This window comes from Mongoliitalea sp., from assembly GCF_054166905.1.
The window spans coordinates 372,344-392,837 of the sequence record NZ_JBSZCK010000040.1; the positions used below are offsets into that span (position 1 = coordinate 372,344).

At 38.8% G+C, this 20,494-nt stretch carries 22 protein-coding genes and 2 tRNA genes; 19 read left to right on the forward strand and 5 right to left on the reverse strand.

What is annotated here, in order from left to right:
• Positions 1 to 7 precede the first annotated feature (7 nt).
• From ACXIUD_RS15775 to hisIE, 12 genes are all read left to right on the forward strand, one after another.
• Positions 8 to 580, forward strand: coding sequence for an anthranilate synthase component II (locus tag ACXIUD_RS15775; RefSeq protein WP_458053608.1), 573 nt, complete (start codon positions 8 to 10; stop codon positions 578 to 580).
• A 172-nt stretch (positions 581 to 752) separates the two neighbouring features.
• Positions 753 to 1,766 carry an anthranilate phosphoribosyltransferase gene (trpD, locus tag ACXIUD_RS15780; RefSeq protein ID WP_458053609.1) on the forward strand — a complete coding sequence of 338 codons (1,014 nt, stop codon included), beginning with the start codon at positions 753 to 755 and terminating at the stop codon, positions 1,764 to 1,766.
• Between the two features lie 6 nt (positions 1,767 to 1,772).
• Positions 1,773 to 2,585 carry an indole-3-glycerol phosphate synthase TrpC gene (gene trpC, locus ACXIUD_RS15785; RefSeq protein ID WP_458053610.1) on the forward strand — a complete coding sequence of 271 codons (813 nt, stop codon included), beginning with the start codon at positions 1,773 to 1,775 and terminating at the stop codon, positions 2,583 to 2,585.
• Between the two features lies 1 nt (position 2,586).
• Complete coding sequence (locus tag ACXIUD_RS15790; protein ID WP_458053611.1) at positions 2,587 to 3,237, forward strand: phosphoribosylanthranilate isomerase; 651 nt, start codon at positions 2,587 to 2,589, stop codon at positions 3,235 to 3,237.
• Positions 3,234 to 4,412 (forward strand): tryptophan synthase subunit beta, encoded by a 1,179-nt coding sequence (trpB, locus tag ACXIUD_RS15795; protein WP_458053612.1) that lies wholly within the window; start codon positions 3,234 to 3,236, stop codon positions 4,410 to 4,412. The genes ACXIUD_RS15790 and trpB overlap by 4 nt, the downstream gene beginning before the upstream one ends.
• A gap of 499 nt (positions 4,413 to 4,911) precedes the next feature.
• Positions 4,912 to 5,685 (forward strand): tryptophan synthase subunit alpha, encoded by a 774-nt coding sequence (gene trpA, locus ACXIUD_RS15800; protein ID WP_458053613.1) that lies wholly within the window; start codon positions 4,912 to 4,914, stop codon positions 5,683 to 5,685.
• A 4-nt stretch (positions 5,686 to 5,689) separates the two neighbouring features.
• Positions 5,690 to 6,709 (forward strand): 3-deoxy-7-phosphoheptulonate synthase, encoded by a 1,020-nt coding sequence (aroF, locus tag ACXIUD_RS15805; protein WP_458053614.1) that lies wholly within the window; start codon positions 5,690 to 5,692, stop codon positions 6,707 to 6,709.
• Between the two features lie 153 nt (positions 6,710 to 6,862).
• Complete coding sequence (locus ACXIUD_RS15810; protein WP_458053615.1) at positions 6,863 to 7,642, forward strand: phenylalanine 4-monooxygenase; 780 nt, start codon at positions 6,863 to 6,865, stop codon at positions 7,640 to 7,642.
• Between the two features lie 240 nt (positions 7,643 to 7,882).
• Entirely contained in the window at positions 7,883 to 8,476 is a 594-nt protein-coding gene (hisH, locus tag ACXIUD_RS15815) for an imidazole glycerol phosphate synthase subunit HisH (protein WP_458053616.1), read from the forward strand.
• Between the two features lie 16 nt (positions 8,477 to 8,492).
• Positions 8,493 to 9,215, forward strand: a complete 723-nt coding sequence (gene hisA, locus ACXIUD_RS15820) for a 1-(5-phosphoribosyl)-5-[(5-phosphoribosylamino)methylideneamino]imidazole-4-carboxamide isomerase (RefSeq protein WP_458053617.1) — start codon at positions 8,493 to 8,495, stop codon at positions 9,213 to 9,215.
• A 21-nt stretch (positions 9,216 to 9,236) separates the two neighbouring features.
• Positions 9,237 to 9,992: an imidazole glycerol phosphate synthase subunit HisF gene (gene hisF / locus ACXIUD_RS15825; RefSeq protein ID WP_458053618.1), complete on the forward strand. Its 756-nt coding sequence runs from the start codon at positions 9,237 to 9,239 to the stop codon at positions 9,990 to 9,992.
• A 65-nt stretch (positions 9,993 to 10,057) separates the two neighbouring features.
• Complete coding sequence (hisIE, locus tag ACXIUD_RS15830) at positions 10,058 to 10,663, forward strand: bifunctional phosphoribosyl-AMP cyclohydrolase/phosphoribosyl-ATP diphosphatase HisIE (RefSeq protein WP_458053619.1); 606 nt, start codon at positions 10,058 to 10,060, stop codon at positions 10,661 to 10,663.
• 26 nt (positions 10,664 to 10,689) lie between these two features.
• Here hisIE and ACXIUD_RS15835 read toward each other — a convergent pair whose 3' ends face one another.
• Positions 10,690 to 11,622, reverse strand: a complete 933-nt coding sequence (locus tag ACXIUD_RS15835; protein ID WP_458053620.1) for a UDP-glucuronic acid decarboxylase family protein — start codon at positions 11,620 to 11,622, stop codon at positions 10,690 to 10,692.
• A gap of 135 nt (positions 11,623 to 11,757) precedes the next feature.
• Here ACXIUD_RS15835 and galE point away from each other — a divergent pair, with 135 nt between their 5' ends.
• The 7 genes from galE to ACXIUD_RS15870 all read left to right on the forward strand — a co-directional run bounded on the left by galE (position 11,758) and on the right by ACXIUD_RS15870 (position 16,251).
• Positions 11,758 to 12,777, forward strand: coding sequence for a UDP-glucose 4-epimerase GalE (gene galE / locus ACXIUD_RS15840; RefSeq protein WP_458053621.1), 1,020 nt, complete (start codon positions 11,758 to 11,760; stop codon positions 12,775 to 12,777).
• A 195-nt stretch (positions 12,778 to 12,972) separates the two neighbouring features.
• A tRNA-Asp gene (locus ACXIUD_RS15845) sits at positions 12,973 to 13,046 on the forward strand.
• A gap of 114 nt (positions 13,047 to 13,160) precedes the next feature.
• Positions 13,161 to 13,234: transfer RNA gene (locus tag ACXIUD_RS15850), tRNA-Asp, on the forward strand.
• A gap of 35 nt (positions 13,235 to 13,269) precedes the next feature.
• On the forward strand, positions 13,270 to 13,494 hold the full coding sequence (locus tag ACXIUD_RS15855; protein ID WP_458053622.1) for a GIY-YIG nuclease family protein: 225 nt from the start codon (positions 13,270 to 13,272) through the stop codon (positions 13,492 to 13,494).
• Positions 13,495 to 13,830: 336 nt separating this feature from the next.
• Positions 13,831 to 14,409, forward strand: coding sequence for a YceI family protein (locus ACXIUD_RS15860; protein WP_458053623.1), 579 nt, complete (start codon positions 13,831 to 13,833; stop codon positions 14,407 to 14,409).
• Between the two features lie 12 nt (positions 14,410 to 14,421).
• Complete coding sequence (locus ACXIUD_RS15865; RefSeq protein ID WP_458053624.1) at positions 14,422 to 15,717, forward strand: hypothetical protein; 1,296 nt, start codon at positions 14,422 to 14,424, stop codon at positions 15,715 to 15,717.
• A 12-nt stretch (positions 15,718 to 15,729) separates the two neighbouring features.
• Positions 15,730 to 16,251: a hypothetical protein gene (locus ACXIUD_RS15870; RefSeq protein WP_458053625.1), complete on the forward strand. Its 522-nt coding sequence runs from the start codon at positions 15,730 to 15,732 to the stop codon at positions 16,249 to 16,251.
• Here ACXIUD_RS15870 and argH read toward each other — a convergent pair.
• The 4 genes from argH to ACXIUD_RS15890 are packed head-to-tail and all read right to left on the reverse strand — an operon-like array spanning position 16,248 to position 20,461.
• Positions 16,248 to 17,585 (reverse strand): argininosuccinate lyase, encoded by a 1,338-nt coding sequence (gene argH, locus ACXIUD_RS15875; RefSeq protein WP_458053626.1) that lies wholly within the window; start codon positions 17,583 to 17,585, stop codon positions 16,248 to 16,250. The genes ACXIUD_RS15870 and argH overlap by 4 nt on opposite strands.
• Positions 17,582 to 18,667, reverse strand: a complete 1,086-nt coding sequence (locus ACXIUD_RS15880) for a M20 family metallo-hydrolase (RefSeq protein ID WP_458053627.1) — start codon at positions 18,665 to 18,667, stop codon at positions 17,582 to 17,584. Before ACXIUD_RS15880 ends, argH begins: the two co-directional genes overlap by 4 nt.
• 9 nt (positions 18,668 to 18,676) lie before the next feature.
• On the reverse strand, positions 18,677 to 19,477 hold the full coding sequence (gene argB / locus ACXIUD_RS15885; RefSeq protein ID WP_458053628.1) for an acetylglutamate kinase: 801 nt from the start codon (positions 19,475 to 19,477) through the stop codon (positions 18,677 to 18,679).
• Between the two features lie 39 nt (positions 19,478 to 19,516).
• Positions 19,517 to 20,461 (reverse strand): acetylornithine carbamoyltransferase, encoded by a 945-nt coding sequence (locus tag ACXIUD_RS15890; RefSeq protein ID WP_458053629.1) that lies wholly within the window; start codon positions 20,459 to 20,461, stop codon positions 19,517 to 19,519.
• Between the last annotated feature and the right edge of the window lie 33 nt (positions 20,462 to 20,494).

Below are 20,494 nucleotides of genomic sequence, written 5' to 3' on the forward strand. Positions count from 1 at the left end.
GAAAGGTATGAAAATTTTAGTTTTAGATAATTACGATTCCTTTACTTACAACTTGGTGTATATCATCCGTCAATTAGGGTATGGGGCACAAATGCAAATTGTCAGAAATGATAAAATAGGGTTGGATGCTGTTAATGAATTTGAAAAAATCCTCCTTTCTCCCGGTCCAGGGATTCCTTCCGAGGCAGGAATAATGCCAGAATTATTGAAACAATACAGTTCCACAAAGGATATCTTAGGAGTATGTTTGGGACATCAGGCCATTGGTGAAGCTTTTGGCAGTGGCTTGACCAATTTATCTGAGGTTGTGCATGGATTGGCATCAGAAGTTACGGTAAAAGAAGATTTGATCTTCAAAGGCTTACCTAGTAAATTCAAAGTTGGCCGCTACCATTCCTGGGTTATTAATGAGCAGACACTGCCACCTTGCTTACAGATTACCGCTCGAACCCCCGATGGCCAAATCATGGCCGTCCGTCACGAATCCTTCCAAGTCCGGGGAGTCCAGTTCCACCCTGAATCCATTCTCACAGAACATGGAGTGGAGATGGTACAGAATTGGTTAACAGGGAATAGTTAGGAGTGAGTAGTGAACAGTTAACAGTGGACAGTTAGTCGTAAGGAATTAGGAATTAAGAATGAGGAATGGATTAATGAGTGACATGAATTTTGAACCTTCAAAAATAGAGGGAAAAACAAAATCTAAAATCTACTCCCGATAGCTAACGGGACTAAAATCTAAAATAAAACCAATGAAGGAGATATTAAACCAATTGATCGAACACAAGACCTTATCCAAAGCACAGGCGAGGGAGGTGTTGAAAAATATAGCATCAGGGAATTATAATAATAGTCAGATTGCTGCATTTATGACAGTTTATCTGATGCGGAGTATAACTGTCGAGGAACTATCGGGTTTTAGAGAGGCGATGTTAGAATTATGCGTACCTGTGGATATCCCTGAATATGATGCTATCGACCTTTGCGGAACTGGTGGTGATGGAAAAGATACCTTTAATATTTCAACGCTTGCTTCTTTTATTGTAGCAGGAGCTGGACAAAACGTTGCCAAACACGGGAATACAGGTGTTTCATCTATCTGTGGTTCTTCTAACTTGTTAGCATCTTTTGGATACGAGTTTACCAATGATATTGATAAAATCCGTAAAAGCTTGGATGAGGCTGGCATTTGTTTCTTGCATGCACCCTTGTTCCACCCTGCCATGAAGCATGTGGCTCCTATCAGAAAAGAGTTGGGAGTCAAGACTTTCTTCAATATGTTGGGACCAATGGTCAACCCGTCCTTTCCAAAGAAGCAATTGGTTGGAGTATTCAGTTTGGAGTTAGCCCGTTTATATGGGTATCTTTATCAGGAAAATGATGGCAGATTCAGTATTTTACATGCCTTGGACGGATATGATGAGATTTCATTGACTGGTGATTTTAAAATGATCTCTAATGATGGAGAGAAATTATATACCCCTGAGCAGATTGGACTTCCCAAAATTGAAGCATCGAGCATTGCAGGGGGGGAATCTATCGCAGAATCAGCTCAAATATTTGAAAGTGTGTTGAAAGGAAAAGGGACAGTGGAACAAAACTCAGTAGTTATTGCGAATGCAGCTGCGGCGTTAGTTACTGCCAATGCGGGTCTTGATTTTCCGTCTGCAGTTGAAAAAGCAACAGATTCTTTGATGGGTGGAAAAGCTCTTGTAGTGTTTAAAGCCTTACTTTCTCCCAAAACCAGTATTTCACTTAGCAATTAATTGTATATGAATATTTTAGATAAAATTATTGCCCACAAAGCAGCAGAAGTAGCAGAAAATAAAAGTTTAGTGCCTGTTAAGTTATTGGAGAAAAGTATTTTTTTCGATTCAGAAGTTGTTTCAATGAAAAAGTACATCACCCGGGCAGACAAAACAGGGATAATTGCCGAATTTAAGAGAAAATCTCCCTCCAAGGGTGTAATCAATGGAACAGCAAGCGTAGAAGCTACCACGATCGGTTACATGCAAGCGGGGGCTTCTGCTTTATCGATTTTGACAGATACAGAATTTTTCGGTGGAAAAAATGAAGATTTATCCATCGCAAGAAAGTATAATTTCTGTCCTTTATTGAGAAAAGACTTTATCATTGACGAATATCAAATTGTAGAGGCAAAGTCTACAGGTGCAGATTGTATCTTATTAATTGCTGCAGCCTTAACTCCTGAAAAGTTGGCTTCTTTAGCCTCCTTTGCCAAAAGTCTAGGCCTTGAGGTATTGATGGAAGTGCATGATGGAGAAGAATTGGATCGCAGCTTAAATCCACACTTGGATTTGGTAGGGGTAAATAATCGTAGTTTGAAGACTTTTGAGGTGAGTTTAAACACTTCCTATAGTTTGGTGGATCGCATCCCTCAGGAATTTGTAAAAATTTCGGAAAGTGGAATTTCGGCACCGGAAACCTTGGTGGAATTGAAGCAAGCAGGATTTGATGGATTTTTAATTGGAGAAAACTTCATGAAGTCCAGTAGGCCGGAACAAGCTGCATTGAATTTTATGAATGGGTATAGAAGATTAATTAGAACTGCTCAAGTAAGCTAAGATGTTGGTTAAAGTTTGTGGGATGAGAGATTTGGAGAATATCCAAGACTTGCAAAAGCAAGTTCAACCAGATTATATGGGCTTGATTTTCTATCCTCCATCACCAAGATATATGGGAGACAATGATCCAGAAGGCTATCACTCGATTCAACTCCGGAAAATCGGGGTTTTTGTAGATGAAGCATTGGAGACTGTTTTGGGTCGAGTTAAATCTTATAGATTAAACGGGGTTCAATTACATGGGAAAGAATCCACAAACTACATTTCAGAGTTGAAAAAGTATACAGATGTCTCTGTTTGGAAGGTTTGGTCTGTTAAAGAGGAGTTAAATTGGCACTTGCTAAGACCATATGAGGAGCTAGTGAATGCCTTCTTATTCGACACCTTCACGGAGGCACATGGAGGAAGTGGAAAGTTATTTAACTGGCAATTATTAAAGGGTTACCCATTTCAAAAGCCATTCTTTCTCAGTGGTGGTTTATCCTCAGGCCATCTATCTGAAATAGCAGAGTTGAAATCAAAAATTCCACAATTAGCCGGAGTTGACTTAAATTCAAAATTCGAAGTTAGACCAGGATTAAAAGATATTGAGCGATTAATCGCATTTAAAAACAGTTTATTGAGTACAGAAATTAACGAGGGAAGCATATGATACGAGTAGATGAAAAAGGGTTTTATGGAAAGTTTGGAGGAGCGTATATCCCGGAGATGTTGCATCCAAACATCGAGGAATTGCGCGAAAATTATGAGCAAATAGTGGCAACTCCTGAATTCCAAGTAGAGTTTAATGCGTTGTTAAAAGACTTTGTGGGTAGGCCAACACCTTTGTATCTAGCTTCCCGCTTATCAGAAAAATATGGGGCTAAGATTTATCTGAAGCGCGAGGATTTATGTCATACAGGTGCCCATAAAGTAAATAATACCATTGGTCAGATTATTTTGGCTAAAAAACTGGGTAAGAAAAGAATCATTGCCGAAACAGGTGCGGGGCAACATGGTGTTGCTACAGCCACGGTTTGCGCGCTGATGGGTATGGACTGTACCATTTACATGGGTGCTTTGGATATCCAACGGCAGCGCCCTAATGTAGAGCGTATGCGAATTTTGGGGGCAAAAGTAGTTCCTGCAACATCCGGTAGTCAAACGCTCAAGGATGCTACTAATGAAGCTATGAGACAGTGGATCAATAATCCAGTAGATACCCATTACATCATTGGTTCCGTAGTAGGGCCTCATCCATACCCAGAAATGGTAGCTCGATTCCAGTCTGTAATTTCTAAAGAAATCAAAGCCCAATTATTGGAAAAAGAAGGCACCGAAAATCCAGATATCGTCATTGCCTGTGTGGGTGGAGGTAGCAATGCAGCAGGTGCATTTTATCATTATTATAATGTTCCTGAAGTACGATTGGTGGCCGTAGAAGCTGCTGGATTAGGAATTTCATCTGGAAAATCAGCTGCTACAACTGTTTTAGGGACCCCAGGAATTCTCCATGGAAGCAAGACCTTATTAATGCAAACAGAGGATGGACAAGTAGTTGAACCACATTCAATATCAGCTGGATTAGATTATCCTGGGATAGGACCTGTTCATGCACATTTGTTTGACATTGGTAGAGGAGAGTTTGTTGCTGTTGAGGATGAAGATGCTATGAAAGCAGGTATAGAACTTAGCCGAACAGAAGGAATTATCCCAGCCATCGAAACTTCCCACGCCATTCATGCACTCAATATGATTGAATTCCGACCAAATGATATCATTGTTATTAATCTTTCGGGCAGAGGCGATAAGGATTTGGATACGTATATCAAGTGGGGAGGGTATTGAGATTTGGAATTTAGTGAGAGACAAGATGCGAGAGACGAGAGTTTAGACTAGAGGCAAGAAACAAGAAACAAGAAACAAGACGCAAGATTCAAGAATGAAATATGCTTGTTCGAAATAAATCAGAAATATGCCTCTACCAGAGGTAGACAGGTTCGGCGAAATAATTTAGGGACGTGTTAATAAAAACTAACACTAAAAAGTGTCAAGTATTTTCATGACAAGTAAAAGAAACAAGGTACTTGAATAGATTGACATTTAAGGATAATAGTTATTCTGAGATAGCATTGATTCTTACAAAAAAGTCTCGTAGAGACATCCGACATTCTAGCCTTGGGTTTCAACCCAAGGAAAAATGAGGTGTTAAATTAAAAGTCCCATCGGGACGCCCGACATATTAGCCTTGGGTTTCAACCCAAGGTAAGGTGAATGACCAAAAGATATGTCTTAGGCTTTCATCTATCAGAAAAAGATTTAATTAGATGATAATAAACTATTTATAATGAATCGATTACATAGATTATTTGAACAAAAGAAAGAGCGGGTTCTGTCGATTTATTTTACGGCAGGTTTTCCTCAGTTAGAGGATACATTGCCGGTGATGCAGGCGTTGGAATCGGCAGGAGCGGATATCATTGAGATAGGAATGCCGTATTCCGATCCTATTGCTGACGGTCCTACTATTCAAGACTCCAATATGGTAGCTTTGGACAATGGAATGAACATGAAAAAGCTTTTTGAGCAGCTTCAGTATATGCGGGAAACCATTACAATTCCTGTGGTCTTGATGGGCTATTTAAACCCGATTATACAATACGGAATGGAGGCTTTTTGTAAAAAATGTCAGGAAATCGGAGTTGATGGTTTAATTGTCCCGGATTTACCCATGCAGCAATACTTGGATGAATTCAAAGGGTTATTTGAAGCTTACGGACTTTCCAATACTTTTTTGATTTCTCCTCAGACAAGTGAGCAACGAATCCGAGAGATTGACGAACATTCTAACGGATTTATCTACATGGTTTCAAGCCACAGCATCACAGGAGCAAAATCTGAAATCTCGGAAGAGCAAATTGCTTATTTTGAAAGGGTAGAAGCTATGAATCTTCGCAATGCCAGATTGATAGGATTTGGTATTTCAGATAAGAAAACTTTTACCACAGCATCTACATACAGCCATGGAGCTATCATAGGAAGCGCATTTATTAAAGTTTTGAAAGACAGTAAGGACTTATCCAAAGATATCCATACGTACATACAATCTATAATTTCTTAATACCATGATTATTCAATTACAGGAGGATATCTCCGAGAAACAAAAGGAATCTTTACTAGCAGAAGTTACTAAAATCGGTTACAAAACGACAGAAGTAAAAACCCAATTGGGTGATTATATCATTGGGATTGGAAAAAAGGAATTTGATATCCGTAAAATCGGTAAAAAAGAAGGGATCAAGGATATCCATATAGTATCTGATGAATATAAGTTGGTTTCTAAAAAATGGAAAGCCAAACCTACCTCTATCGATTTGGGTGATGGGGTGTTTATTAAGGATGGAGATATGGCCATCATCGCTGGACCATGCTCTATTGAGTCCGAAGAGCAGATTCGTAAAGTCATCAAGCATTTGAAAGAAAATGGTATCAAAATGATGCGGGGGGGTGTTTTTAAACCTCGTTCAAGTCCATATGCGTTCCGAGGTTTAGGGATAGATGGTTTGAAGTTATGGTATGATTTGGCTTCAGAAGCAGGGATTAAAATTGTTACAGAGGTCATGCAGGTATCCCAAATTGAGGAAATGTATCCTTATACAGACATTTACCAAGTTGGGGCGAGAAATACTCAAAACTTCAATTTGTTGGATGAACTTGGGAAAGTTGATAAAGCTGTGATGATCAAAAGAGGTATTTCTGGAACCATTGAAGAGTTATTACAGTCTGCTGAATATGTATTTTCAGGAGGAAATGAAAAACTGATTCTTTGTGAGCGAGGAATTCGAACATATGAGAAAGCGAGCAGAAATACCTTGGATTTGAATGCTGTTCCTATTTTGAAGGCAAAGTCTCATCTACCGGTTATTGTTGACCCATCTCATGGAATTGGTATTCGTGCCTACGTGCCTCAAATGGCACTGGCGGGGGTAATGGCAGGTGCTGACGGAATCATTTATGAAACTCATGAAGTGCCGGAAAAAGCCTATTCTGATGGTCAGCAAACACTGGATTTTACGCAATCCGCTTTATTGGCAGATTGGATTCGAAAAACCTTTGCCATGCGCAAGACCTTTGACTTGGTCTAGATAGGATTTAGTATCCGATTGAACATTCAAACATCCACTTTTCAAAAAGGCATTGAATTTTTCCAAAAAATTATGCCTTTTTGAATCATCAAACCGAAGTCTTAAATTTACGTTAGCTAAGGCAATGGCTTGCATAGAAAACCCAAATATAATATGACTAATAAACCCAAAGATTGGGTCTTTTCTGACCCTAGATTACAGGAGATGAGGCAAGATTACGCCGCCTATACAGATGAAGATTTTAAAGTTTGGAAAATTCTTTTTGATAGACAGATAGTCAACCTCCCGAAGGCAGCATCTGAGGCTTATTTAAAAGGAATTAAAGAAATAGGATTTACTTCAGATAAGATCGCGGATTTTGAAGATGTCAATAGAGGACTTGCTAATTCCACGGGTTGGTCCATACAAGTGGTTCCAGGACTTATCGATGATGATTTATTCTTTGGTTTGATGAATAACAGACGATTTTGTTCGTCTACTTGGCTGAGGAAAATGGAACAGTTAGATTATTTGGAAGAACCGGATATGTTCCACGATGCTTTCGCTCACATGCCCCTTTTGACCAATCAGCATTATGTAGATTTCTTGGAGGATTTAAGTGGTATCGCTTTGAAATATATCGATAACAAATGGGCCATTGAATTGCTTTCCAGAATTTATTGGTTCACCATTGAATTCGGGTTAATTCGTGAAAATGGAAATTTGAGAATTTATGGTGCAGGTATCTTGAGTTCAGCTGGAGAAACTAAATACAGCTTATCCAGTGAGCCAGCACATTATGATTATGATGTAAAAAGAATCATGAATACTCCTTATTGGAAAGACAAATTCCAGGACAAATATTTCATCATTGAAAGTTACGAACAGCTGTATCAATCACTACCTGAGATTGAAGCTGTTTTGGAAGAAATGGTGGCGGAAGAAGCGAAGTAAGGAATTAAGAATTGAGAATGAATTAAGGAGGAAGGATGAGGGATGAAGGATGAAAAATTGAGAATTAGGAATTAGAAATGGAGAATTTAGATTTGATCGTAAAAGCGAGAAAAAATTGAAAATAATTCCTAAAAAAATTGAATCTGTTATAACCATAGATTCAGCTAAATAGCCTTTGGCAGCTTTAAATTTCTGCCAAAGGTTTTTTAATTGTAACAAGTTAAATGTTAGTCCAATAGAATGGAAGTCGCAGTAATTAAATACAATGCTGGCAATGTTCAGTCTGTATTGTATGCATTAGAGCGTTTGGGTGCAAATGCCATCCTGACGGATGATTTTGAGCAGATTTCAAAAGCCGATAAAGTTATTTTTCCCGGGCAGGGAGAGGCAAGTACTGCCATGCGGTATTTGAAAGAAAAAAAATTAGACTTGCTGATTCCGGACTTGAAGCAACCTTTCTTCGGTGTATGTCTTGGACAGCAGCTGCTGTGTGAACATTCAGAGGAAAATGACACTCCATGTTTGGGGGTATTTCCAGTTAAGGTAAAGCGTTTTCAGCCTGAGAACATCAATGAATTCAAAGTTCCCCATGTTGGATGGAACAGTATTTCGAATTTAAAATCTTCTTTATTTGAGGGTTTGATTGATGACTCTTTTGTTTATTATGTGCATAGCTATTATTGCGAATTGAGTGAATATACCATAGCCTCAACCAACTATGTATTGGATTTTGCGGCTTTGATGCATAAAGATAATTTCTATTCGATGCAGGCACACCCTGAGAAAAGTGGCTTGGTCGGGGAGCGTATCTTACAAAATTTTCTAAACCTATAACCTAAAAAGCAAATTCATGTACATCATACCTGCCATTGATATTATTGGAGGAAAATGTGTTCGCCTGACCCAAGGTGATTATAATCAAAAAAAAGAGTATCATGATAGCCCTTTGGAAATGGCTAAGCGATTTGAAGATGCTGGTATCCACCGTTTACACTTGGTAGATTTAGACGGAGCAAAGGCCAAAAAAATCATCAATTCAGAAGTTCTGAAAAGTGTCAGCCAAGGAACATCTCTACAGGTGGATTTTGGGGGAGGTGTTCAATCTGATGAGGATGCAACACTTGCTTTTGAACTGGGAGCCTATCAATTGACCGGCGGAAGTATAGCAGTGAAAAATCAAATAATGTTTGAAAATTGGATTCAAAAATTTGGTGGTGATAGAATTATTCTCGGTGCTGATGCGAAAGACAGGAAAATTACCATTTCCGGTTGGGAAGAAACTACTTCAGTTGATTTGATTGACTTTATCAAAGGCTATGTTGCCAAAGGTATTAACTACGTAATCTGTACAGATGTAGCTAAGGATGGATTGCTACAAGGTCCATCCACCGAACTCTATGAAGAGATTATGCAAGAGATTCCTGGGCTTCGTTTGATTGCAAGTGGAGGAGTATCCTCTATGAAGGATTTAGAAGCTTTGCAGAAAACCGGTGTTTATGGTGCAATTGTAGGGAAGGCATACTATGAGGGAAGAATCAGCCTGGAAGAGTTGGCGAGTTTTGGTTCAAATTAAAAAGACTTAGTAATAGCAACGATGCTTACGAAGAGAATTATACCTTGTTTGGATATTAAAGACGGTAGAACCGTAAAAGGTGTCAATTTTGTGCAATTGCGTGATGCAGGTGATCCGGTGGAATTGGCTAAAATATACTCTGCTGAGGGTGCGGATGAATTGGTTTTTTTGGATATCACGGCAACGGTTGATAAAAGGAAAACACTTGCAGATTTGGTTACCAAAGTTGCCAAGACTATAAATATTCCATTTACCGTGGGAGGCGGTATTTCAACCGTAGAAGATGTAAAGGTACTTCTGAATGCCGGTGCAGATAAAATCTCCATCAATTCTGCCGCCGTCAAAAATCCGGAAATCATCAATCAAATGGCTCAAGAGTTTGGAAGTCAATGCGTGGTTGTAGCTATTGATACGCGAAATGTAGACGGATTGGATTTTGTCCATACGCATGGAGGTAGAAAACCCACTATACTCCAGACCCAAGCTTGGGCTCAAGAGGTGTGTGATCGAGGCGCAGGAGAGATTTTGTTGACTTCTATGGACCATGATGGTACGAAGGCGGGTTTTGCCAATGAGATAACTGCTGAAATCTCCTCCATGCTTTCTATTCCAGTTATTGCATCAGGTGGGGCTGGAAATATGGAGCATTTTAAGGATGTATTTACAGTTGGTAAAGCAGATGCGGCATTGGCGGCAAGTATTTTCCATTTCAAAGAAATACCGATTCCGAGTTTGAAAAGCTATTTGCATCAGCAAGGAATTCCAAGTCGAATCTGAATTAAAAATGTTTTATAGTGGTTTAATGATTATCATTAGCCACTTTTGATAAAATTTGAATAACCATGAGTGAATTAACAATAGACTTTCAAAAAGTAGATAATCTAGTTCCAGCGATTATTCAGGATGCCAATTCTAATGTAGTATTGATGTTGGGATACATGAATCAAGAGGCATTGGATATCACCATGAAAAACAAGAAGGTGACATTCTTTTCTAGAACCAAAAATAGACTTTGGACCAAAGGCGAGAGTTCAGGTAATTTTCTAAATGTAGTTTCTTTGACTGTTGATTGTGATAATGACACCATATTGATTAAGGCAAGGCCCGAAGGTCCTGTTTGTCACAGGGGGGATGATACTTGTTTTGCAGAAGTCAATTCTAGCAAGACTTTTTTTATCGATGTTTTACGAAAAATTATCAAATCCCGTAAACAGGATTCAGCTGATAAATCCTATACAGCCTCTTTGTTTGCCAAAGGTATTAATAAAGTAGCCCAAAAAGTAGGGGAGGAAGCGGTGGAATTGGTTATTGAATCCAAGGATGATAACAAAGACCTTTTTATGGGGGAAGCAGCTGATTTATTGTTTCACTACCTCGTATTATTAGAGGCTAAAGGCTATGAGTTGGATGATGTGATGGAGGTGTTGATAAAGCGTCACAAAGCATAAAAAAAGGTCCTTAATGGACCTTTTTTTTAGAGGATTGATTCAAAATAAGCTATGGTCTTTTTTAACCCATCTTCCAATTTGACCTTAGGTTCCCAGTCCAATTCTTTTTTTGCAAGATCGATAACAGGTTGACGCTGCATAGGATCATCTTGAGGTAATGGCAGAAATACCATCTTACTTTTACTATTGGTAATATCAATGACCCGTTGAGCTAATTCAAGCATAGTGAATTCTCCTGGATTGCCAATGTTTACAGGACCTGTAAAACCATCCCTACTATTCATTAGCTTATACATTCCGTCGATATTATCATCTACATAGCAGAAGCTTCTAGTCTGTTTACCATCACCATACATGGTAATATCCTGCCCTTTTAACGCCTGAACGATAAAGTTACTTACCACTCTGCCATCATTAGGATTCATTCTTGGCCCATATGTATTAAAAATTCTCATCACCTTTATTTTCACCTTATGCTGTCTATGATAATCAAAAAATAATGTTTCTGCACAACGCTTTCCTTCATCGTAACATGCACGGATACCTATTGGGTTTACACTGCCTTTATAGGATTCCGGTTGTGGATGGATTTCAGGATCACCATAAACCTCCGATGTACTAGCTTGTAAAATTTTAATTTTTAATCGCTTCGCTAGTCCAAGCATATTAATGGCACCAAGAACTGAGGTTTTGGTAGTCTGAACAGGGTCAAACTGATAGTGAATTGGACTTGCTGGACAAGCTAAATTGTAGATTTCATCAACTTCAACAAATGTCGGATGGGTAACATCATGCCTAAGCAGTTCGAAGTTTTTATTGTCTAAAAGATGATGGATATTTTTTCTACTGCCAGTAAAAAAATTGTCCATACATAAGACTTCATTGCCTTCGTCAATTAATTTATCACAGAGATGACTTCCTAAAAATCCTCCACCTCCAGTTACTAAAATTCTTTTCATAGTGTTTTTGATTGCTTAAGCTAAATAAACTTATTTTGACCAAAGAAAAAACTAATTTATAAAATTTGATTTTGCAATTTCTTACATCAAAAGTTAATTGCTTATCTTCAAACCATCAACGATAATCAATACCTAATGAAACAAAAAATTTTAATCACTGGCGGTGCTGGATATATTGGTTCCCATACAGCAGTTGCCTTAGTAGAAGCCGGTTTTGAACCTATAATTTTAGATAATTTTTGCACATCAGAAAAATCAGCGATAGATGGATTATCGGCAATTATTGGCTTCAGGCCAATAGTAATTGAAGGAGACTGTAATGAGCCTTCGGTTTTGGAAGAGGTATTTAGTACTCATGAAATTAAAGGCATTATTCATTTTGCTGCTTTCAAAGCAGTTGGTGAAAGCACACAATTGCCATTGAAATACTATCATAATAATATTGGTTCATTGGTTTTATTATTGCAGACAATGCAAAAATTTAAAATTAAAAACCTTGTTTTTTCTTCTTCTTGCACTGTTTATGGTGAACCAAAAATTTTACCAGCAACAGAAGATACCCCTAGACAAGATGCAGAAAGCCCATATGGTAACACTAAAAAAATATGTGAGGACATTTTGTTGGATGTAACAAAATCTAATGCTGGAAATAAAATCATTTCATTAAGATACTTTAACCCTATAGGTGCACATCCTTCATCAGAAATTGGTGAATTACCAATTGGTGTTCCTGCCAACCTAGTTCCTTTCATTACACAAACAGCAATTGGGAAACGTGAAAAATTGACGGTTTTCGGGGATGACTATGACACCCCTGATGGAACCTGCGTAAGAGACTATATTCATGTGATGGACCTTGCAGATGCTCATGTGAAAGCTCTTATGTATTTATCAGAACAGGAAGACAATTTTTATGATATTTTAAATGTGGGTACTGGCAATGGAAATACCGTTTTGGAAGTTGTGAAGACTTTTGAAAAGGTTGCTGGCAATAATTTGAATTATCAAATAGGCCCTAGAAGACCTGGAGATGTAGTAAAAACATGGGCTAGTACGGAAAAAATTACACGACTTCTAGGTTGGAAGCCACAGTATTCATTAGAAGATTCTTTGAGAGATGCCTGGAATTGGGAGTTAAAACTTGCAAAAAGGTAAAATTATTTAGCTGGAATTGAGGATTGTACTCTTCCAGCTTTCTTTTTTTTACTCAATATCTTTGCAAAAATAGCGCAATTGTATACCTTTGCACCACTTCAAACGAGAAGGAAGAAAGGAGTGGTAGTTCAGCTGGTTAGAATGCCTGTCCCGATACTCGGGAAGGTTGCTACAGTTGAGTTATTAAAGTAAAAAGGAGTGGTAGTTCAGCTGGTTAGAATGCCTGCCTGTCACGCAGGAGGTCGCGGGTTCGAGTCCCGTCCATTCCGCAAATTTGTTTATCATCAAATCAAAAAAAGATTAATTGGAGTGGTAGTTCAGCTGGTTAGAATGCCTGTCCCGATACTCGGGAAGGTAGCTACAGTTGAGTTATTAAAGTAAAAGGAGTGGTAGTTCAGCTGGTTAGAATGCCTGCCTGTCACGCAGGAGGTCGCGGGTTCGAGTCCCGTCCATTCCGCAAAGTCTCAGTAAAATCTGAGACTTTTTTTGTTTATGACCTTTTTTGTATATATCATTCAATCCTTAAAGGATAAGAGCTATTATATTGGCGTTTCTTCCAATCCAGAAGAACGCTTACTTAAACATAACCGTCCGCACAAAGGATATACAGCTAGAAACAACCTTGGGTTTTGGTTTATAATGAATCTTACGAATCAAAAACAGAAGCCCTCAAAAGAGAAAACTTTATCAAAGCCCAGAAAAGCAGGGAATTTATAGAAAATTTAATCAATGGTAGTTCAGCTGGTTAGAATGCCTGTCCCGATTCTCGGGAAGGTCGCATTTTTGATACCATATCCATTCCGCAAAGTCTCAGTAAAATCTGAGACTTTTTTTGTTTATGGCCTTTTTTGTATATGTCATTCGATCCTTAAAGGATAAGAGCTATTATATTGGCGTTTCATCTAATCCGCTGTTTCTTATTTTTTAGTTCTTCCCATGAGTTGCATTTTGACCTGTGTTATCAATCATACGTTAACATGATTTTCGTCATGTTTTAATTAGACCTCTGTGCGCAATTTTACATCATCAAATCAACCAAAACACACAGAGTCTATGAAACAAGTAAAGTTAAGCACCCGAATAATTGCTACGCTTGGGTTACTACTGATTTTTAATATTTCAGCAATTGCACAAGCCAACTATACAATCGCTTCAGGGACTGAGTTAAAAATTACCGGTGGATCCTCTCTACATGACTGGGAAATGATCTCCAAAGATGCTAAAGGTACAGCAGTATTTACATTGGCAGGTAATACCGTTAATGGTGCTCAATCTCTCCGAGTGAATGCAGAAGCAGAAACCCTTAAGAGTGGCACAAGAGGCCTCGATAACAATGCATATAAAGCATTAAAAACCGGTCAACATAAGCAAATCAGTTTTACACTGAAAGAGCTTTCAGGTTCAGCACCCAACTTTACTGCTAAGGGAGATTTCACTATCGCAGGCGTGACCAAGCCAGCAAGCTTTCCGGTGAAATTAACCCAAAATGGAAGTAATCTGATATTTGAAGGTAGCTATGATACCAAACTTACCAATTTTTCCATCGATCCTCCTACGGCCTTGATGGGAACCGTCAAAACACGAGACGAAGTAACTATTTCTTTTAAAACAATATTTCAACCAACAAAATAAAAACCCATTTCTATGAAAAAGTATTTTATCGCAGCAATTGCGTTTGTAGGAATCTCTATGTCCTCTTTCGCTCAAGGTTTACAGCGTGACCAGCAATTCTGGAGACCTTATGATCAACGTGGTATCAACGTATTTGAAACAGGCAAGGAAGATACAGTGGCTTATGATGGCATGCGTGTACGAATCGGTGGTCATTTTGCCCAGCAATGGCAAAACATTAGCCACTCCAATACAGCAACTCCAGTTTTAAATGCAAATGGAGTCAATGTCAATCAATTAGTTGATATCGGAGCAGGAACCAATCTAGCTACAGCTAATTTAAACATTGATGTGGCATTGGCTGATGGTTTAAGATTGAATTTGATTACTTATTTGTCATCCAGACACCATCCAGAGGCTTGGGTAAAAGGTGGTTATATTCAAGTAGATAAATTAGGTTTCTTGGGTCTAGGGGAAACAGACTGGTTTGATAAGTATTTGACCGTAAGAGTGGGGCATATGGAAATTAACTACGGTGATGCACACTTCAGAAGATCTGATAACGGTAATGCTATGTGGAATCCATTTGTAGGTAATTATATCATGGATGCATTTACAACTGAAGTCGGTGGTGAAGTTTTCTTCCAAAGCAAAGGTTTCTTGGCCATGGTGGCAGTAACTGGTGGTGAGATTCAAGGTGGTGTGACCAATCCTCAATTCAGACAGCCAAATTTCATTGGTAAATTAGGTTATGACAAGCAATTGAATGATGACCTGAGAGTTCGTATGACAGGTTCGGTTTATACCACGTCAGGTTCTAACAGAAATACACTTTGGGGTGGTGACAGAGCAGGCTCTAGATATTACCTAGTAATGGAAAATACCTTGGCAACTACAGCAGCAAACTTTACTTCAGGACGGTTCAACCCAGGACAAACTGACAATATCACTGCTTTGGTATTCAATCCATTCATCAAATTCCAAGGATTAGAGTTCTTCGGTAACTTCGAACGTTCTACAGGTAGTGCAAGAAATGAAGCGGATAACAGAACTTGGAATCAAACAGGCGCGGACTTAGTTTACAGATTTGGTACTGCGGATAAGTTCTATGTGGCAGGTAGATATAATAAAGTGTCCGGTCCACTAGCGGGTTCAGGTTTGGAAGTGAATCTTGATAGAGTCCAAGTTGGTGGTGGTTGGTTTGTAACTAAAAATGTTTTAGCTAAATTAGAGTACGTCAGTCAAAACTATAACAACTTCGCTGCTAACGACAGATTCAATGGTGGTAAGTTTAATGGTCTAATGATTGAAGGTGTCATTGGCTTCTAATAATTAAATTCCATGAGTGTCTTTCTTTTAATTCTGATTGGATTCCTATCGGTAAGTCCCCAAGAAAAAGAACTGGTAATCACCCAAAAGACGATCACCGTTTCCGGCCAGACTTCAATTGGGAACTTCAACTGTAGCTTCAACAGGAATGGAATGAGAGACACTCTTGCTTTGAATTCCCAAACAAATAATTCAGTCCTTAATTTCAATATTCCCGTGAGCGAGTTCGCTTGCGGGAATTTCTTATTGAATCGTGATTTTCGTAAAACAATTAAAGCTGAGGAATTTCCAAAATGCCAGGTAAAAGTGGCTAATCTGCGAAAAAATCAACAGCATTATACGTGTAGACTTACAGTTAACATTGTTGGTAAAACACTCGTGTTTGATAACTTTAAATTGGATAATACCAAAGATGGGCTCGAAGGAAAGCTTTCCTTGTCTTTTACAGAACTAGCTTTGGAAGCTCCCAAAAAAATGGGAGGCCTAATTAAAGTAGAAGAGCAATTAGACCTCCAGATATTACTTGGTTTTTAACCTGAAATCAGAGCCACTAAGGCCTCATCAATTTTCTTGAAATTGAATTTTTCCAGCGTATGCTGATTTTTTTGTCGGATTTCAGGCAAACACAAATTCCCAATGCTTCCTTCATGGGTATGATTCAATTGATCTTGCTGAGGGGAGAATTCGTTTTTTTCGATTTCCAAACCAACCTGTTTGTAAGCGTCCCTGAATGGTATGCCTGCCAATACCCGCTTGTTGACCACTTCTACACTGAAGACATGCCTGTAAAACTCATCCGAGAGAATATTAGATCGGATTTTTATGTTCTTCAACATTAAAATGCTCATATCCAAACAATCAAGGATCGTTGTAAAGGAAGGAAAAGTTGCTTCTTTCAAAATTTGTAGATCCCTGTGATATCCTGTTGTCATGTTAGTCAACTGCATGGAGACCAAGTAAGGGATGGATTGAATATGATTGGTTTTCGCACGGATCAATTCAAATACATCCGGATTCTTTTTATGAGGCATGATACTGCTGCCCGTGGTTAATTCATCGGGGAAGCTGATAAATGCAAAATGCTGATTCATAAATAAGCAAACATCCGAAGCCATACGATTTAAAGTCGAAGCCAATCCTGCTAATGCAAATGCGATCGTCTTCTCTGTTTTTCCCCGTGAATTTTGGGCATTGATGGAGTTGTAATGTAGGTCAGAAAAACCAAGCAGTTCAGTTGTCATCGTTCGATCCAAAGGAAATGAGGAACCATAGCCTGCTGCCGAACCCAGTGGATTTTTATCTGCCAAATGAAATGCGCTGGATAAAAGCTCTAAATCTTCTGTCAACCCTTCTGCAAAAGCCCCAAACCATAAACCAAAAGAAGAAGGCATGGCTAATTGCGTATGCGTATAGCCAGGCATGTAGTCTTTTTGATGCCTATCAGCTAACTCAATCAGCAAATCAAATAAATCCTGTGTGGTTTCAACGATATCTCGAATAGCTGAACGATAATATAGCTTCAGGTCAACTAATACCTGATCATTTCTGGATCTTCCGGAGTGTAGCTTTTTTCCCACTTCTCCCAGTCGCTCGGTCAACAAAAACTCCACCTGAGAGTGTACATCTTCTACACCAGGAGCAATGTTGAAATCACCTTTTTCAATTTCAAAATAAATTTCTCGAAGCCCACCTAACAAAGCCTTTAACTCTTCAGCTGTTAGCAGACCGATTTTTTCCAGCATGGTAGCATGAGCCATCGAACCTAATACATCAAATGGGGCTAATAAATTATCAAATTCAGGATCACGACCAATAGTGAATTTTTCTACTTCTTGAGTCGCACCTTTATCTTTTTGCCAAAGTTTCATGGGTATGTTTGTAAGTATTGGGTTAAGTATTGAATATAGCCTTGAATTCCTTCTTGGATTTCTGCTACATAAATAAATTCATCGGCAGTATGAGAGCGCGCCGAATTCCCAGGCCCCATTTTGAATGAAGGGTAGGGGATTAATGCTTGATCGGAGAGGGTGGGACTTCCATAGGTGGGAATTCCCATTGATTCCAACGTCTTGAAAGCATGATGTTGCTTGGGTAGTTTTGAAGAGTTCAGTCGTTTGGAGCGAGGTATCATTTCTGCTTGTATAGCTTGAGAAAGTTCTTCCAAGACTTCATCTAAGGTATAGGCATCTGTAACCCTTACATCCAATGTGAACGTACAGATGTCAGGGACTACATTATGTTGGGAACCAGCTTGAATAATTGTTGCGGATACTTTCGATTTCCCTAAAAATGGAGATAATCGTTTGAATTCAAAATTTTTGATTGCCTTCAAATCATCCAAAGCTTTGTATAAAGCATTTTCTCCTTCTTCTCTTGCTGCATGACCTGCTTTCCCTCTTACTACACAGTCAATGACTATTAAGCCTTTTTCAGCAACTGCTGCCTGCATTAATGTAGGTTCCCCCACAATGGCCAATTCAAAGCTAGGAAGTAAAGGAAGGATGGATTCTATTCCATTTTTTCCGGAGATTTCTTCTTCGGCTGTTGCTGCCAACATAAGGTTAATAGGAAGGTTTTCTTGATCATAAAACCACAAGAAGGCTCCTATTAAAGCCACTAATGGTCCTCCTGCATCATTGCTACCCAAGCCAAATAGCTTACCTTCCTCAATAGTAGGAAGAAAAGGATCCCGAGTGTAACCACTATTAGGCTTCACGGTATCATGATGTGAATTGAGAAGGATTGATGGCTTGCTTGGATCAAAAAACAGATTTTTAACCCAGACATTATTACCATGTCTTTCGGTAGGAATATTTTTTGATTCAAAAAAGGATTGAATCTCATTGGCTGTTTGAGCCTCTTCTTTGCTGAAAGAGGGCACAGCTATTAATGCTTGTAACAGTTTAATTTGCTGCTGATGTAAGGATGCTAAATCCTTTGTTGAAATCATTGATTGAATTTAGTATAGGTCGTATTTATGTTTTTCGATAATGGTGCCTGATAGTTTACCTTTGGCAGCCAGTAATAGATTTTCAGCCTTGCCAATCCACACATGATTTACTCCTTTGTACAGCGCTGCAAAAGCATTATCCAATTTAGGTATCATACCGGAATGAATGACCTGTTCCTTTTTCAACTCCCCATAAATCTCCTCATTGATCAGGGGAATAATGGAGTTTTCATTATGCTCATCGATCAATACCCCTGGTTTGTTAAAGCAGAAATAGAGGTTTACCTTATGATTGTTTGAAAGAGAGGTAGCCAATTCGGAAGCGATGCTATCCGCATTCGTATTTAATAATTGACCTTTTTTATCATGGGTAATGGCTGAGAATACCGGAATGATATTATCATTTAATAAATTTTCAATCAGATTTGTATTCACCTTCAAAATATCCCCCACATAGCCATAATCAATTGTTTTGACAGGTCTTTTGGAGGATAAGATGCTATTGCCATCAGCACCTGTCAATCCCAATGCATTTTGGTTTAATCCCTGAAGCTTGGCTACAATTTGCTTGTTAATCAATCCAGCGTAGACCATGGTTACGATATCCAAGGTATCTGCATCGGTAATTCTTCTGCCATCTACCATTTTAGGCATTACGCCCATGGATTCACCAAATTTTGTGGCCATGATACCGCCACCGTGAACTAGGATTTTTTTTCCAGGAAATCGGGAAAAAAGGAATAAAAACTCCTCTAGTTTGTGGGGATAGTCAATGACATTCCCTCCGATTTTAATGATGTTAATTTGCATGTTTAATAGGTTGTAATAGTTAAAGTGGTTGTGTTGATATTAGCCAAGAAGATGGCTGATTACTGCTTGTGCAGCATAAATTCGGTTTGTTGCTTGCTCTTGGACGATACTTCTTGTTCCATCTAAGATTTCATCAGAAAGTTCTACATTTCTTCTCACAGGAAGGCAATGCATCACTTTAGCTTGTGGGGCGGCTTCAAAATGCTTTTCAGTAAGCATCCAGGAACTATCTGTGCTATGAATCTTGCCATAGTCATTGAAAGCTGACCAGTTTTTTACATAAACAAAATCAGCATTTGCCAAAGCCTCTGCTTGATTGTGGGTAATATACGCACCTGCGGTAAACACTGGGTCCAATTCATATCCAACTGGATGTGTAATGGTGACATCATGACCGTTGCCAATAGCCCATTCTGCAAAGGAATTAGCCACTGCATGTGGGATTGCTTTGATATGGGGAGCCCATGTCAGAACAACTTTCGGTTTCCGTGTTTCTTTCCAATGCTCCTGAATGGTAACCATATCCGCCAAGCTCTGCAGCGGATGTCTTATGGCAGATTCCAAACTGATAACAGGTTTACCGGAATACTTGATAAATTGGTTGAAAACAAAGTCCTCTATATCTTCTGTTTTGTTTGTTAGAGAAGGAAATGCACGGATAGCTAAGATATCAAAGTAGGAGCCCAACACGGCTGCAGCATCTTTGATGTGTTCTACCGTGCCCTTATTCATGATTGCTCCTTCACGCATCTCCAAAGCCCATCCTTCCTTGTCCATATTCATTACGATAGGCTCCATACCCAAGTTTAATGCGGCAATTTGAGTGCTTGCTCGCGTCCGAAGAGAAGGATTTAAAAAAATGCATCCTATCCTTTTCTTAAAACCTTTTTGAACATCGATCAGAGGATTGGCTTTGTAGGCCAAAGCAGATTGAATAAGGCTTTCCGAAAGTGATAAGGATTCGAATTTTGTAAAATGTTTCATTTTTGTTGAAATATTTGTATGAATCTACCGCTT